The following is a 15,231-nucleotide window of genomic DNA, read 5'->3' on the forward strand; positions in this document are numbered from 1 at the left end:
AGGATCGCGCTCAGACAGCGCTTGGGTGAAAAAGCCGGTGTCACGGGTCGCTTCAGTCATGGTGGCTCCGTTGGAGTAGGGATCAGATTTGAGCGATTTCCTATAGGAAACATCCTTGCGCCGGAAGCCTGTAAAGCGACATTTCCCTGCGACAGAACGGCAACTATGGTCATCGGCGGAAAGCTGTGATTGTTTCGGAACCAGATGCCTAATACCGGAAACAGATTTCATGAGTTTGAGAATCGCCTTTCTGGCCAGTGACGTTGAGGTGGCACAGGATGCGCTGGCGGAGCTGAGCCGCCGCTACGGCCATGTGCCGCCGGATCAGGCCCAGGTGATCGTGGCGCTCGGCGGCGACGGCTTTATGCTGCGGACCCTTCATACCATGATCGATCACCCGGCGCCGGTTTACGGCATGAACCGCGGCACCGTTGGCTTCCTGATGAATGAATACCGCGAGGACGGGCTGATCGAGCGGCTTGAGGAAGCGGTGCAGGAGATCATCAACCCGCTGTCGATGACCGCAATGGACCGGCGCGGTGAGGTGCACAAGGCGCTGGCGATCAATGAGGTCTCGTTGCTGCGCGCAGGCCCGCAGGCAGCGCGGCTGAGGATTTCGGTGGATGGCAGGATGCGGATGGAGGAACTGGTCTGCGACGGCGCGCTGGTCTCCACACCCGCCGGCTCCACCGCCTATAATTACTCCGCACATGGTCCGATCCTGCCGATCGGCTCCGATGTGCTGGCGCTGACCGCCATCGCCGCCTTCCGGCCGCGGCGCTGGCGCGGGGCGCTTTTGCCCAGCAATGCGATGGTGCGCTTTGATGTGCTGGAGGCGGACAAGCGTCCGGTAATGGCCGATGCCGACTCGATTTCGGTTGCGGATATCGACTGGGTGGAAATCCGGACCGATACGCAAATCCGCCATAAAATCCTTTTTGACCCCGGCCATGGGCTGGAGGAGCGGCTGATTTCCGAACAGTTTACCTGAGTGTTTAACGCGGGCTTTACGAGGCTGTGAACGTCCCGGTAACCATTCCGTGCGAGGATTTATCCACAGGCTGATGCTGTTGGCACTGCCTGAGGCTGCAGAGCCGATGTGCCTGACCGGCGGTTTTTAGGTGTTCCAGTTTTGTGTTTCCCGCCGGTCTGGTCCGGCACGCCCGTAGCTTTGTTTGCGGGCGGACGATGCAGCGTTGGTAGTGAGTGGTTTGGGTCAGGAAGACTCCCGGGGGCGGCTGGCCCCGCTCCCGGGATGTTCGCAAAGCGTTTCTTTTCTTTGCAGCCCTTAGGAAGCTGTTCCGGTGCGATCAAGCACGGCGCGGGGCGGGCGCTATACTCAGCCCTCTGCTGCCATCTTCTCCCACAGGGGCAGGCACATGCGGCCCGCGCGGGCTTCAATCGCGGCGCAGGCGTCCACCGCCAGGTCCTCGCGCCAGCGGCGGGCAGCGATCTGCACGTTGACAGGCTGTGGACCCTTCGCCAGCTGCGCCAGCCGGGCCGGGACCGAGGCGGCGGGCAGGCCCAGAAAATTCATCGCATAGGAATAAACCGCACAGCCCAGCACCTCATGCACGCCTTCCGCACCTTCGGTGTCTCGGTCCGGTGCAAAAAACGGCTGCGGCAGGAAGGGCGAGAGCACCAACGGGTAGTCCTCCATGAACAGCGACCACTCCCGCGCGTAATGGGTCCGCTTGGCCATCATCCGCAGCAGCTCATCGCCGGCAAAGGGCGGGAACTCCTGGAAATAGACCGCAAAGATATCGCGCACGGTCCGGGAGCCGGCCGCGTCCACATCATGTTTCATCAGCGCAAAGATCTCACCCATCAGTGCGCGGTAGCCGGTCCGCCCGGCATCGAACACGTTAGGCGGCTCCACTTCTTCGACTTGGTAGCCCGCATCGGTCAAAGCATCGCGGGCGAAATCCAGTGCCGCCTCGACCTCGGGGTGCAGGTCATAGCCATGGGTGTTCTTGGTGAAGGCAACCTTGATGGGCCCCTCCAGCGGCTCGCCGCGCCAGGGCATTGGCACATGGAAGGGGTCTCGGGGATCGGCGGCAATCAGCGCGGGCATCGACAGGTGCAGGTCCTCGGTGCTGCGGGTGATCAGCCCCTGCACCGACATCAGCTGCGCCAGCAGTCCGCGCTCAACCGTCTGGCTGGGGTTCCAGGCGGGCACCCGGCCAAGACCTGGCTTGACCGTCACCGCGCCATTGGCCGCCGCCGGGAAACGCAGGGAGCCGCCGATGTCATTGCCATGGGCCAGCGCGCCGATCCCGGCCATCACCGCGGCCCCCGCGCCGCCGGAGGAGCCGCCGGGTGAGATATGCCGCCCCCAGGGGTTGTGGGTGCGGCCAAACAGCGGGTTGTCGGTATCGGCGCGGAAGGAGAACTCCGGCGTGTTGGTGCGCCCGATCACCACCGCGCCGGCCCTGTGCAGGTTCTCCACCACAGGGGCGTCTGCCGGGGCAATCAAATCCTTCAGTGCGGTGACACCGTTGGAAGTGGCGTGGCCCTTCTGGTCGATATTGATCTTGATGGTGACCGGCACCCCGTGCAGCGGGCCGGATGCCGCGCCGTTCTCGCGCGCCTTGTCCAGGGCACGGGCGCGCTCCAGCGCCTCGCTGCTGAGATCCACCACCACCGCATTCAAGGACGGGTTCACCGCCTTCATACGGTCGATGGAGGCCTGTACGGCCGCTTCCGCGCTCAGATTCCCGGTGCGAGTGAGCTTCGTCAGTTCTGTGGCGCTCAGTTGCCAGATGTCCGCTTTTGTCATGCTCAGGCCTCCCAAGCCGCAGCCTAGGCGGGCAGGGCGGCGTTGCAAGCAAAACCGGACGGCAAACAGGCTCCGCCTGCGGGCGGAGCCTACAAAAATCCTTGAAGGATCTTTGGCCGTTTCCAGAACTTGGAAACGAGGGAGGTTACTTGGCGTAGCCGATGGTTTGCAGCGCCGTGGTGATCTCGTCCAGAATGGCTGGATCGTCGATGGTGGCCGGCATTTTCCACGGGGTGCCATCGGCGATGTTGACCATGGTGCCGCGCAGGATCTTGCCGGAGCGGGTCTTGGGCAGGCGGTCGACCACAACCGCCAGCTTGAAGGCGGCAACAGGGCCGATCTTTTCGCGCACCAGCTTCACCACCTCGGAGACAACTTCTGCGTTGTCGCGATCGGCACCTGCATTGAGGCAAAGGAAACCCACCGGCATCTGCCCCTTGAGGCTGTCGGCGACGCCAATGACCGCGCATTCCGCGACATCCGGGTGGCCTGCCAGCACTTCCTCCATGCCGCCGGTCGAGAGGCGATGCCCGGCCACGTTGATCACGTCATCGGTGCGCGCCATGATGTAGAGGTATCCGTCCTCGTCCTTCATGCCGGCATCGCCGGTCTCGTAGTAGCCGGGGAAGGTGTTGAGGTAGCTCTTCTTGAACCGGTCCTCGGCGTTCCACAGGGTCGGCAGGGTGCCCGGTGGCAGCGGCAGCTTCACTGCAATCGCACCCAGCTCACCCGCCGCAACCGGGTTGCCGCCTTCGTCCAGAATGTCGACCTCATAGCCCGGCATCGGCACCGCAGGCGAACCGAGTTTGGTCGGCAGTTCCTCGATCCCAAGCGGGTTCGCTGCAATCGACCAGCCGGTTTCGGTCTGCCACCAGTGGTCGACCACCGGCACCTTCAGTTGCTCCTGCGCCCAGGTGATGGTGTCGGGGTCCGCGCGCTCACCGGCCAGGTAAACTTGGCTGAGGCAGCTCAGGTCGTATTTCTTGACAAACTCGCCCTTCGGATCCTCCCGCTTCACCGCGCGGAATGCGGTGGGGGCGGTAAAGAAGCTCTTGACCTTATGTTCCGAAATCACCCGCCAGAAGGTGCCTGCATCCGGGGTGCCCACGGGCTTGCCCTCAAACACGATGGTGGTGTTGCCGTGGATGAGCGGCGCATAGCAGATGTAGCTGTGGCCGACGACCCAGCCCACGTCCGACGCAGCCCAGAACACATCGCCGGGATCGACGTTGTAGATGTTCTTCATGGTCCAATTGAGCGCCACCAGCTGGCCCGCGGTGTGGCGGATCACCCCCTTGGGCTGGCCGGTGGTGCCGGAGGTATAGAGGATATAGGAAGGATGGTTGCCCTCGACCGGCACGCATTCGGCCGGTTCCACGCCGTACTGGAAGCCGTGCCAGTTCACGTCGCGGCCCGGGATCAGCTCCGCCACTTCCTGCTCGCGCTGAAAGATCACGCAGAAGTCAGGCTTGTGCGCGGCCAGGTCGATGGCGCCGTCCAGCAGCGGCTTGTAGTGCACGATCCGGCCCGGCTCGATGCCGCAGGAGGCGGCGATGATCGCCTTGGGCTTGGCGTCGTCGATCCGCACCGCCAGCTCGTTAGAGGCAAAGCCGCCGAACACCACCGAATGCACCGCGCCGATGCGGGCACAGGCCAGCATCGCCTCCAGCGCTTCGGGGATCATCGGCATGTAGATGATGACTCGGTCGCCTTTTTCCACGCCCTTGGCGCGCAGCGCCCCGGCCAGATTGGCGACACGGTTGCGCAATTCGACATAGGAGATTTCACGCTTGGTATGGGTAACCGGGCTGTCATAGATGATCGCGGTCTGCTCGCCGCGGCCCTGTTCCACATGACGGTCGACGGCGTTGTAGCAGGTGTTCACCTTGGCATCGGCAAACCACTCGTAAAGGCCTTCGCCCTTGTCAAACAGCGCCTGCTTTGGGGCCTCGTCCCAGCTGATCGACTGGGCGGCCTCCATCCAGAAACCTTCCGGATCCTGTTTCCAGGCGGCGTAAATATCCTGATATCCCATGGTGTTCATCTCCTCCTGCCAATTGCGTAGGCGACAAAGCGGCGGCCGGGCAAGTTTTGCCGCGTCTTCACGCAAGGTTCGTCAAGGAATTTACAGGTTTTGGCCGGATTTGCGCAGATGATTTACCGGATTTACAAGGCCGGACGGGTTTGCACTCTACCCGCTTTGCAAAGTGGTGTTTGCTGCAGAATATTCGGGAAAAGCCCGAAAGTTTTGCAAACTTGCAAATTCGGGCGCAGCTCACCCGGCCTTGCCACCGGGAATCACCCGCCTGAGGATTTTGCATAGCGGGGCAGGCTGTCTTTCAGCTCCAGCCAGCTCACGTGGTCGGAATGGAACACGTGAAACCTGGGCGGCATCTGGCTGGGGCTTTCCAGCGTCGCGGTATAGAGGTGTATGTTCACCGGATCGCGCGCGGTGCGATAGGCCATCTGGGTGCCGCAGGTTTCGCAGAACAGCCGTTCGACGCCTTCCGATGAATTGTAGACCTTGGGATCCGAACCGGACCATTCGACCGCCTCATGCGGCAGCCCGAAAAACGCGGTGACGGGTGCCGCGCAGTTGCGGCGGCAGTCGGCGCAGTGGCAGTAGCAGCTCCAGGCCGCATCGGCCCGGCTCTCCCAATGCACTGCGCCGCAGTGGCAATGCCCTCTCATATCCGGCCTCCCTGATTGGGCGGCCGGCGGTAATGCATGGCCGCGCTGTTAACCGTAGTGCGCGACCGGGGTGCCGGCAATGGCGGCCATGTTCAGAAGGCCCCGCGCGGTGATCGAGGGGGAGACGATATGGGCGCGGTTTCCCATGCCCATCAGGATCGGCCCCACTTCCAGCCCGCCGGCCCGCATCTTGAGGATGTTGCGCACGCCGGAAGCGGCGTCGGCATGGGCGAAGATCAGCACGTTGGCCGCGCCGTCCAGCCGCGAATTGGGGAAGATCCGCTCGCGCAGTTCCGGGTCCAGCGCGGTGTCGATGTTCATCTCGCCCTCATAGACGAAATCGCGGCGCTTATCGTCGAGGATTTCGATGGCGGCGCGAAGGCGGCTGCCGGTGTCGCAGGAGATATTGCCGAACTGCGATTGCGAGCACATGGCAATCTTCGGCTCCAGACCGAAACGGCGCACGTGGCGGGCAGCACCAATCACGGTTTCGGCGATCTGTTCCGGCGTCGGCTCCACATGCACATGGGTGTCGGCGATGAACAGAGGGCCGTCTTCCAGGATCATCATCGACAGCGCGCCGTGCGGCGAGTAGGTGCCGCCACCCAGCACCTGCTGCACGTAATTCAAGTGCCAGCGGTATTCCCCGAAAGTGCCGCAGATCAGGCTGTCGGCCTCACCGCGATGCACCATGATGGCGCCGATGGCAGTGGTGTTGGTGCGCATGATTGCCTTGGCCAGATCCGGTGTGACGCCACGGCGCTGCATCACCTTGTGGTAGCTGTTCCAGTAGTCGCGGTAGCGGGGATCGTTTTCCGGGTTCACCAGTTGGAAGTCGCGGCCCGGGCGCACGTCCAGCCCCAGCCGCTCGCAGCGGCGCTCGATCACTTCGGGGCGGCCGATCAGGATCGGGGTCTCGGTGGTTTCTTCCAGAATGGCCTGCGCCGCGCGCAGCACCCGCTCATCCTCGCCTTCGCTGAACACGATGCGGCGGGCGGCGGCGCGTGCGGCCTCAAACACCGGTTTCATCAGTAGCGCCGATTTAAAAACGGTCTGTTTCAGCTTCTGCTTATAGGCCTCGATATCCTCGATCGGGCGTGTGGCCACACCGCTTTCCATCGCAGCCTTGGCCACAGCAGAGGACACCACAGCCACCAGCCGCGGATCAAAGGGTTTCGGGATCAGGTAATCAGCGCCAAAGGTCAGCTGTTCGCCCTTGTAGGCCGCCGCCGCCTCAGCTGACGTGGTGGCGCGGGCAAGCTCGGCAATGCCGTCAACGCAGGCAATCTGCATCTCGTCGTTGATCTCGGTTGCACCCACGTCCAGCGCGCCCCGGAAAATAAAGGGGAAGCACAGCACGTTGTTGACCTGATTGGGGAAATCGCTGCGACCCGTGGCAATGATCGCATCCGGCGCCACCTTGCGCGCCTGGTCGGGCATGATCTCCGGCGTCGGGTTGGCCAGCGCAAAGATGATCGGGCGCTTGGTCATCCTGGCGACCATTTCCGGCTTCAGCACGTTGGGGCCGGAGAGGCCTAGGAACATGTCGGCACCGTCCATCACCTCGTCCAGAGTGCGCAGGTCCGAGGCCTGGGCGAAGGCAGCCTTCTGCGGGTTCATGTCCTCTTCACGGCCCTCATAGACCAGCCCGTGAATATCGCAGAGCCAGATGTTCTCGCGTTTCACGCCCAGCTTCAGCAGCATGTTGAGGCAGGCAATCCCTGCCGCGCCGCCGCCGGTGGAGACGATCTTGATGTCTTCAAACGATTTGCCCGCCACATGCAGCGCGTTCTTGGCCGCGGCGCCGACCACAATCGCGGTGCCGTGCTGGTCGTCATGGAAGACCGGGATATTCATCCGCTCGCGGCACAGTTTTTCGACCACAAAGCAGTCCGGCGCCTTGATGTCTTCGAGGTTGATCGCGCCGAACGTCGGCTCCAGCGAGCAGACGATATCCGCCAGCTTCTCCGGATCGCTTTCGTTCACCTCGATGTCGAAACAGTCGATGCCCGCGAAGTTCTTGAACAGGACCGCCTTGCCCTCCATCACCGGTTTGGAGGCCAGCGCACCGATGTTGCCCAGCCCCAGCACTGCCGAACCGTTTGACACAACCGCCACCAGATTGCCGCGCGAGGTATAGCGGGCGGCATTGGCCTCATCCGCTTTGATCTCCACGCAGGCCTCCGCCACGCCGGGTGAGTAGGCGCGGGACAGATCGCGGCCGTTGGCCATCGGCTTGGTCGCGCGGATCTCCAGCTTACCGGGGCGGGGAAACTCGTGATAGTTGAGTGCGGCTTGCCGCGTGCTCTGTGAATCGGACATCTGGCGCTCCTCGGAAAGGGTATTGTTTAGCGTTAAACCATTTTTATTGCCGGAAACATAGCCCAAACTGACGCAAACGGACGCGGCGGCAGCACGGGCGGCGGGTTCTTGCATAAACCATGCCGCAGGGTCACTGTCCTGCCAACAGATCAGGGAGTGAAAAATGAGCGAAACAATCGCCGAGATCCGCCTGCCGACGGATGAGCTGCGCAACGATATTCCGTTTTTTACCAAGGTGTTGGGTATGAAGATGGACATGATCTATCCGGCGGATGATCCGCGCACCGCGGTGTTTTCCGGTCACGGGCTGCGGCTGCGGGTTGAGAAAGGCGCAGAGGAATCCCCCGGCACTATCCGCATTCTGACTGAAGATCCTGATGGATTTGCCGAAGGACAGCGCCGCCTGACCGCGCCCAACGGAACGAAAATCGAAATCGAAGAGCGCCACCCGCCAATGGTGATGCCGGAAACGGTGCACAGTTTTGTGGTCCGCCGCCTCAAGGATCAGGCGCCCTGGATCATCGGCCGCGCTGGGATGCATTACCGCGACCTGGTGCCGGACCGGCTGGGCGGGTCGATCATTGCCAGCCACATCCGCATTCCCGACGGCGGTCCGGTGCCGGACATGGTGCATTTCCACCGCGTCGGCTTTCAGCTGATCTTCTGCATCCACGGCTGGGTCGATGTGGTCTATGAGGATCAGGGCGATAAGATGCGGCTGACGGCAGGCGACTGTTTCATCCAGCCGCCGGAAATCCGCCACCGGGTGCTGGAGGCCAGCGACAATGTGCAGGTGATCGAGATCGGCGTCCCTGCGGAGCATGTGACCGAGATCGACCACGAGATGACACTGCCGACGCCGCACTACCGTCCCGAACGGGAATGGCAGGGACAGCGCTTTGTCTACAACAAGGCGGAAGGCGCCGCGTGGGGTCCGTTCCGCCTGCCGGGCTACATCTGCCGCGACACCACAATTGCCGAAAACACCAAGGGCGTTGCAGGTGTGCAGGTGGTGCGCCGGGGCAACGGCGATCCGCAATGGGCGGCGCATGACACCGACATTCACTTCACCTTCGTGATGAACGGGGCTGTCACGCTGGAGGGTGAGGGCCGCGAGCCGTACCAACTGGAGCAGGGCGACGCCTTTGTTGTTCCGCCGGGCATGAAGACCCGCCTCAGCGCGCCGTCGGATGATGTGGAGCTGTTGGAGGTGACGCTGCCCGGGGTGTTCAACACCTCGCTGGCCTGAACCCAGGGCGGCGCAAAGAACTGCATCCGGGGGCTTCCGCTTCCCGGATCAATTCAGCTATCCTGCGGCATCTTGACCAAATGATCAAAAATCGGGGAATCGCCATGAGCCTCAAAGCCGCCGCCGCCGCTGTCCGTGAAAACGCCCACGCGCCCTATTCCAACTTCAAGGTCGGCGCCGCTGTCCGCTCTGCCTCCGGCCAGATCTATGTGGGCTGCAACGTCGAAAACGTGGCCTACCCCGAGGGCACCTGTGCCGAGGCCGGTGCGATTGCCGCGATGGTGGCCGCGGGGGAGAAAGAGCTGGCCGAGGTCTATGTGATCGCCGATTGCCCGACCCCGATCACGCCCTGCGGCGGCTGCCGCCAGAAGATCAAGGAATTTGCCAGCGGTGATGTGAAGGTTATCATGGCCACCACCGACGGCGAGGAGCAGGAGACGACCATCGGCGGCCTGTTGCCCGGCGCCTTTGACGCGGACCATATGGAGCGCAGCTGATGGACGCCCGCGCCATCAACGCCTGCCTGCGCCGCGGTGAAACACCCGGCGAGGACGCGCTGCGCTGGTTTGCCGAGGGTCTCGCCAGCGGCGCCGTCTCAGACGCGCAGGCCGGGGCGTTTGCCATGGCGGTCTGCCTGCAGGGCCTGAGTGTCGAAGGCCGTCGCGCCCTGACGTTGGCGATGCGCGACACTGGCGATGTGCTGGCGTGGGATCTGGACGGTCCGGTGCTGGACAAGCATTCCACCGGTGGTGTGGGCGATTGTGTTTCGCTGCTGCTGGCGCCTGCGCTCGCGGCCTGCGGGGCTTATGTGCCGATGATTTCGGGCCGCGGGCTCGGCCACACCGGCGGCACGCTGGACAAGCTTGAGGCGATCCCCGGCGTCTCCACCAGCGTCAGCGAGGATCACCTGCGGAACATGATGCAGGACGTGGGCTGCGCCATCGTTGGCGCCACCGCGCAGATCGCACCCGCGGACAAGCGGCTCTATGCGATCCGCGATGTGACAGCGACGGTGGAAAGCCTCGACCTGATCACCGCCTCGATCCTCTCCAAAAAACTGGCAGCCAGCCCGGACGCGCTGGTGCTGGACGTCAAGATCGGCTCCGGCGCCTTCATGAAAACCGCCGGTGACGCCCGCGCGCTGGCGCAGTCGCTGTGTGACACCGCCAATGCCGCAGGCTGCCGGACCTCCGCGCTGATCACCGACATGAACCAGCCGCTAGCCCCCGCGCTTGGCAATGCGCTTGAGGTGGCAGAGGTGATGCGGGTGCTGACCGGCGCAGCGTTAGGCCCGTTGGCGGAGATCACAGCCATTCTGGGCGGCGAGCTGCTGGTGCTCGCAGGCCTCGCAGCGGATGCGGAGGAGGGCGCGGCCAGGATCAGCGCAACCCTTACCGATGGCCGCGCGGCAGACCGCTTTGCCCGGATGATTGCCGCGATGGGCGGCCCCGCGGATTTTGCCGCACGCTGGAAGGATCATCTGCCCGGCGCGGAAGTGGTGCGCGCGATCAAGGCGCCCGCTGCCGGGCATGTCTCCGCCATGAACGGCGAAGCGCTTGGCCTGGCGGTTGTCGCCCTCGGCGGCGGCCGCATGGTGGAGAGCGACCGCATTCACCCCGGTGTCGGCATCTCGGACATTGTCCGCCTGGGCCAGCCCGTCGGAGCAGGGGACAGGCTTGCTCGCATCCACGCCGCCAGCGATGATGCGGCAGAGATGGCAGAGGCGGCGGTCCTTGCCGCCATCGCCATCGGCGATGCGCCGGAAACTCTGCCGCCGCTGGTTCACGAAAGGATCTCCTGATGCCCCGTGCCTTCCTTGTGGTGATGGATTCCGTTGGCATCGGCGGCGCGCCGGATGCCGGAACCTTCTTCAACGGCGATCTGCCGGACCTGGGCGCCAACACGCTGGCCCATATCGTGCAGGCCTGCGCTGCCGGGCAGGCAGAGGAGGGACGCAGCGGCCCGCTCAACGTGCCGAACATGGAACGCCTTGGTCTCGGCGCGGCGATGCGGCTGGCGTCCTCGGTGCCGTTTCCCGGCCTGGACGCAGCGCCGCAAGGCCGCTGGGGCTGTGCCCGCGAACTCAGCCGTGGCAAGGACACGCCGTCGGGCCATTGGGAGCTGGCAGGGCTGCCGGTGCCCTGGGACTGGCACTACTTCCCCGATCAGGCGCCGTCGTTCCCCGAAGACCTCTCCGCCTTTGTGGCAGAGCAGGCGGGCACGGATGGCATCCTGGGAAACTGCCATGCCTCCGGCACTGTGATCCTGGATGATTTGGGCGCCGAGCACATGCGGACCGGCAAACCGATCTGCTACACTTCCGCCGACAGCGTGTTCCAGATTGCTGCGCATGAGGAGACCTTTGGCCTCGACCAGCTGCTGAGCCTCTGCGAGGCCGTCGCACCGCGCCTGCACGCAATGAAAGTGGGGCGGGTCATTGCGCGTCCCTTCCTCGGCTCCGAAGAAGAGGGCTTCACCCGCACCACCAACCGCCGCGACTTTGCGATCACCCCGCCGGCGCCGGTGCTGACCAACTGGGTGCAGGATGCGGGCGGCAAGGTCCATGCTATCGGCAAGATTGGCGACATCTTCACCATGTCCGGTATCGACACCCTGAAAAAAGGCGCGGATGCGCAGCTGATGCAGCACTTGTTCGACGCGGTGGAGACGGCAGAGGACGGCAGCCTGACTTTCGCCAATTTCGTCGAGTTCGACACTCTGTACGGCCACACCCGCGACATCTCCGGCTATGCAAGGGCGCTGGAGTGGTTTGACGCCGAACTGGGCCGCCTTCTGCCGCGCTTGCGGCCGGGCGATATGCTGGTGCTGACCGCCGATCACGGCAATGACCCCAGCTGGCCCGGCACTGACCACACCCGCGAACAGGTGCCGGTACTGATCGCAGGCCTTGACGCGGGCCCCATCGGGCAGGTCAAATTCGCCGATGTGGGCGCCTCCATCGCGGCCCATCTGGACGTGCCTGCCCAAGGCCCCGGCAAAAGCTTTCTTTGACCTCGTGGTCAAAACACGCTTGCCTGCCGCGGCCAAGCCCGTAAAAGCGCGGAAAAGCAAACTTTAGGAGTGCCCCATGACCGACCACCTGACCGTTGTTGATCACCCGCTTGTGCAGCACAAGCTGACCCTGATGCGGGACAAGGGCACCTCCACCGCGGGGTTCCGCCGGCTGCTGCGCGAGATCACCCAGTTGCTGGCCTATGAAATCACCCGCGAAATGCCGCTGACCACCACCAACATCGAAACCCCGATGGAGGAAATGGACGCGCCGATCCTGGCCGGCAAGAAACTGGCGCTGGTGTCGATCCTGCGCGCGGGCAACGGCATGCTGGACGGCGTGCTGGAACTGATCCCCTCGGCCCGTGTCGGCTTTGTCGGCCTTTACCGTGACGAGGAAACGCTGGAGCCGGTGCAGTATTACTTCAAGGCGCCTGAGGGTCTGAAGGACCGGCTGGTGATTGCCGTGGATCCGATGCTGGCCACCGGCAACAGCTCCGCCGCCGCCATTGACCTGCTGAAAGAAGCTGGTGCCAACAACATCCGCTTCCTGTGCCTGTTGGCCTCGCCCGAAGGCGTCGAGCGGATGAAAGAGGCGCACCCGGATGTGCCGATCGTCACCGCCTCGCTGGACCGCGAGCTGAACAAGAAGGGCTATATCCTGCCAGGTCTTGGCGATGCGGGCGACCGGATGTTCGGCACCAAGTGATCCGCTGGCGCCAGGGCGGAGCAAATCCGCCTTGGCAGCCACGCGGTGTGAATTAGTTGCAATTCGCGCAAAAATTGCCGGAGTGCGGCCTTATTGTTGCCGCAGAATCTTTACTCACAGGCCAGTTTCGGGCATCCTGCAGCCATATTTTGTGGGGCTCAGGAATGAAAATAACTAGAATTATTGCACTGGCCATCATCGCGGGGGCTGCTGGCGCCGCAGGGATACAGGCACAAACCCTGCGTGAAACCCGTCCGCCCGCTGAGTATCCGCCCGCATCGTACAAGGGCAAGCAGTATGTCGACAGCCGCGGCTGTATCTACATCCGTGCAGGCATCGACGGCAATGTCAGCTGGGTTCCGCGGGTTTCCCGCTCCCGGAAGCAGTTATGCGGCTATGCGCCCACTAAGGTCGCCGGCGCAACCCGGCAGCAGCAGCGGAGCGCAGCGCCTGAGCTGATCACCCTCGAGCCCAGCCAGCAGCCTGCGCAAACCGCCGCGGCTAAGCCGGCCCCGGCTCCGGCCAAACCTGCCGCTGTGCAGCCCAAGCCGGCAGCCTCAAGCACGCAGCCGCAGTCTGTCACCACCGCCAAGCCGCGCCGCACCCCGCAAACGACCAGTGTCCGGCCGGCCGCAGTTGCCACGGCGCCTGCAGCGCCCAAGCCCGCGGCCAAGAAGGTCGTGCGCGTCGCGCCCAAGCCAGCACCCGCTCCGGTTCCGGCGGCGAAGCCTGCAGGCAATACCTCCTGCGCGGGCCTTTCCGATATCAGCCGCCAATACGCGGGTTCTTCGGGCGTGCGCTGCGGCCCTCAGGATGCTGCGCCAGTGACCTATGGCAGTCAGGAAATCGGGCCGCAGAGTTCAGTGCGGCTCACCCCGAATACCCGCGTGGTGCAGACCCACATCTACCAGGACCGCCGTCTCAGCAACAGTTTCACGGTGCCGGAGGGCTACCGCCCGGTCTGGACCGACGGGCGGCTGAATCCGCAGCGGGCGGAACGCACCGTGCGGCCCGCAGTGGTGACCAGTTTTGCCCAGGCCCCTGCAGGATATGAGACAGTGGCACGCGAAGACGGGCGGATGAACCCGATGCGCGGCGTGCGCACCCCGGAAGGCGATGCGCAGATGGCGCAGATCTGGACCGGCGGCGTGCCCCGCAAGCTGGTTCAGCTGCCGCTGGACCGCCCCGCAGTCAAATTGCCGCGCGGTGCGCGGCTCAGCCCGGCAGAGGCACAGCCCAAAGGCTTGCGCCTGTCGACCCGCTCGGCTCCCGGCGCTGCGGCACCGGATCAGCTTGCACCTGCCAGCCGCTATGTCCGTGCAGCGACCTATGCCGAACCAGCACAGGCCAAGGCAGCCGCCCGCAAACTGGCGTCCGCCGGCCTGACAGTGCGTCTTGGTACCGTCAGCCGCAAGGGGCAGCCTTACAAGGTGGTTCTGGCGGGACCCTACCAGGGTGAAGCACAGGCAGCCGCAGCACTGGCCAAGGTGCAGCGCGCCGGTTTCAGCGGCGCCCGGCTTAGCAAGTAAGACTTCGAACCCCAAATTTCACAGGCCGGGCGTCTGCCCGGCCTTTTCGGCACCAGGACAGATGCGGCCCGGCACTCAATGGCTAGTGCCGGCGGCAGGTAAAGACCACGGCCTCCAGCGGCATCCTCAAAGGCGGCGGTCCGAAACGGCCGCGAAGGGCGTCCAGAATGGCGCTGGCAACCTCGTCCGGGTCGACACCACCCCTGGACCGGATTTCATCAATCATCGGGTTGCCGTAAACCAGCGCCTCGGCGAATTTCTCCGGGTCGTCAATGGTCTTGTCCTGCCGGACCGTTTCATGGCGGATGCCGGACCAGTCGTCATCATTCAGATCGCCTTTCACGGATTCGGGATCGCCATAGTGGAACGGCACCTTGTAAAATCCCGGCGGATCCGCAGGAAAGAACTCCGCCGCGGCCAAGTCGGCGATTTCCGCAAACGGGTTCTTTGCCATCGGTGCCCAGACATTGAAGACATAGTGCCCGCCGGGTTTCAGCACCCGCGCGGCTTCCCGGAAAGCTGCCGCCTTGTCCGGGAAGAACATCACCCCGAACTGGCAGGCAATCAGATCAAAGCTGCCATCCGCAAAGGGCAGCGCCATCGCGTCGGCGGGCTGGAAGGTGACATTGGTTGTATCGGACAGTTTTGCCATTGCCAGCTGCAGCATCGGCTCGTTCAGATCGGTAACCGTCAGCGTGCAGTCCGGCGCAAGCCTGCGCCGCAGCCGCTGCGAGACAATACCGGTGCCCGCTGCCAGTTCCAGAACCTTCTGCGGCGCCAGGCTTCGGCATCGGGCGGCCAGATCATCTGCATAGTTGTAGAAAATCACCGGCCCCAGGCCGCTGTCATAGTGACTGGGAATATCCCCGGTGAAACTGGCTGAGTTGTCCGGCATGGCTCACGTCCCCCCTGATCGTGCGTTTGCGCAGGTTTGACGATC

13 protein-coding genes are annotated in these 15,231 nt (G+C 63.9%); 7 read left to right on the forward strand and 6 right to left on the reverse strand.

The window, feature by feature from the left end:
* Positions 1–231: hypothetical protein (locus RA21_RS23070; RefSeq protein WP_206540073.1), on the reverse strand; the 231-nt coding region annotated here is incomplete at its 3' end.
* Between RA21_RS23070 and RA21_RS19520 the strand changes: the two genes are divergently transcribed.
* On the forward strand, positions 230–991 hold the full coding sequence (locus RA21_RS19520; RefSeq protein ID WP_019295774.1) for an NAD kinase: 762 nt from the start codon (positions 230–232) through the stop codon (positions 989–991). The genes RA21_RS23070 and RA21_RS19520 overlap by 2 nt on opposite strands.
* 348 nt (positions 992–1,339) lie before the next feature.
* Here RA21_RS19520 and RA21_RS19525 read toward each other — a convergent pair whose 3' ends face one another.
* From RA21_RS19525 to RA21_RS19540, 4 genes are all read right to left on the reverse strand, one after another.
* Positions 1,340–2,779, reverse strand: coding sequence for an amidase family protein (locus tag RA21_RS19525; protein WP_039151968.1), 1,440 nt, complete (start codon positions 2,777–2,779; stop codon positions 1,340–1,342).
* 145 nt (positions 2,780–2,924) lie between these two features.
* The gene (prpE, locus tag RA21_RS19530) at positions 2,925–4,814 is read right to left on the reverse strand and encodes a propionate-CoA ligase PrpE (RefSeq protein ID WP_039152044.1); all 1,890 of its coding nucleotides are present in this window, start codon (positions 4,812–4,814) and stop codon (positions 2,925–2,927) included.
* Positions 4,815–5,077: 263 nt separating this feature from the next.
* A complete protein-coding gene (locus RA21_RS19535) occupies positions 5,078–5,470 on the reverse strand; it encodes a GFA family protein (protein WP_039151971.1) in 393 nt (130 codons plus the stop codon).
* 48 nt (positions 5,471–5,518) lie between these two features.
* Positions 5,519–7,792 (reverse strand): NADP-dependent malic enzyme, encoded by a 2,274-nt coding sequence (locus RA21_RS19540; protein ID WP_039151974.1) that lies wholly within the window; start codon positions 7,790–7,792, stop codon positions 5,519–5,521.
* 163 nt (positions 7,793–7,955) lie between these two features.
* On the opposite strand from RA21_RS19540, the gene RA21_RS19545 reads away from it, so the two are divergent.
* The 6 genes from RA21_RS19545 to RA21_RS19570 all read left to right on the forward strand — a co-directional run bounded on the left by RA21_RS19545 (position 7,956) and on the right by RA21_RS19570 (position 14,291).
* Positions 7,956–9,041 (forward strand): cupin domain-containing protein, encoded by a 1,086-nt coding sequence (locus RA21_RS19545; RefSeq protein ID WP_039151976.1) that lies wholly within the window; start codon positions 7,956–7,958, stop codon positions 9,039–9,041.
* Between the two features lie 62 nt (positions 9,042–9,103).
* Positions 9,104–9,538 (forward strand): cytidine deaminase, encoded by a 435-nt coding sequence (locus RA21_RS19550; protein ID WP_275041419.1) that lies wholly within the window; start codon positions 9,104–9,106, stop codon positions 9,536–9,538.
* Complete coding sequence (locus tag RA21_RS19555) at positions 9,538–10,842, forward strand: thymidine phosphorylase (RefSeq protein ID WP_039151978.1); 1,305 nt, start codon at positions 9,538–9,540, stop codon at positions 10,840–10,842. Before RA21_RS19550 ends, RA21_RS19555 begins: the two co-directional genes overlap by 1 nt.
* Complete coding sequence (locus RA21_RS19560) at positions 10,842–12,053, forward strand: phosphopentomutase (RefSeq protein WP_039151981.1); 1,212 nt, start codon at positions 10,842–10,844, stop codon at positions 12,051–12,053. The genes RA21_RS19555 and RA21_RS19560 overlap by 1 nt, the downstream gene beginning before the upstream one ends.
* A 76-nt stretch (positions 12,054–12,129) precedes the next feature.
* Positions 12,130–12,762, forward strand: a complete 633-nt coding sequence (upp, locus tag RA21_RS19565; RefSeq protein ID WP_039151983.1) for a uracil phosphoribosyltransferase — start codon at positions 12,130–12,132, stop codon at positions 12,760–12,762.
* A gap of 164 nt (positions 12,763–12,926) precedes the next feature.
* Positions 12,927–14,291 carry an SPOR domain-containing protein gene (locus RA21_RS19570; RefSeq protein ID WP_039151985.1) on the forward strand — a complete coding sequence of 455 codons (1,365 nt, stop codon included), beginning with the start codon at positions 12,927–12,929 and terminating at the stop codon, positions 14,289–14,291.
* 82 nt (positions 14,292–14,373) lie between these two features.
* On the opposite strand, the gene RA21_RS19575 is transcribed toward RA21_RS19570, so the two are convergent.
* Positions 14,374–15,186, reverse strand: coding sequence for a class I SAM-dependent methyltransferase (locus RA21_RS19575; protein WP_039151987.1), 813 nt, complete (start codon positions 15,184–15,186; stop codon positions 14,374–14,376).
* Positions 15,187–15,231: the final 45 nt, after the last annotated feature.

The sequence above is a fragment of the Leisingera sp. ANG-DT genome, assembly GCF_000813785.1.
GTDB lineage: Bacteria > Pseudomonadota > Alphaproteobacteria > Rhodobacterales > Rhodobacteraceae > Leisingera.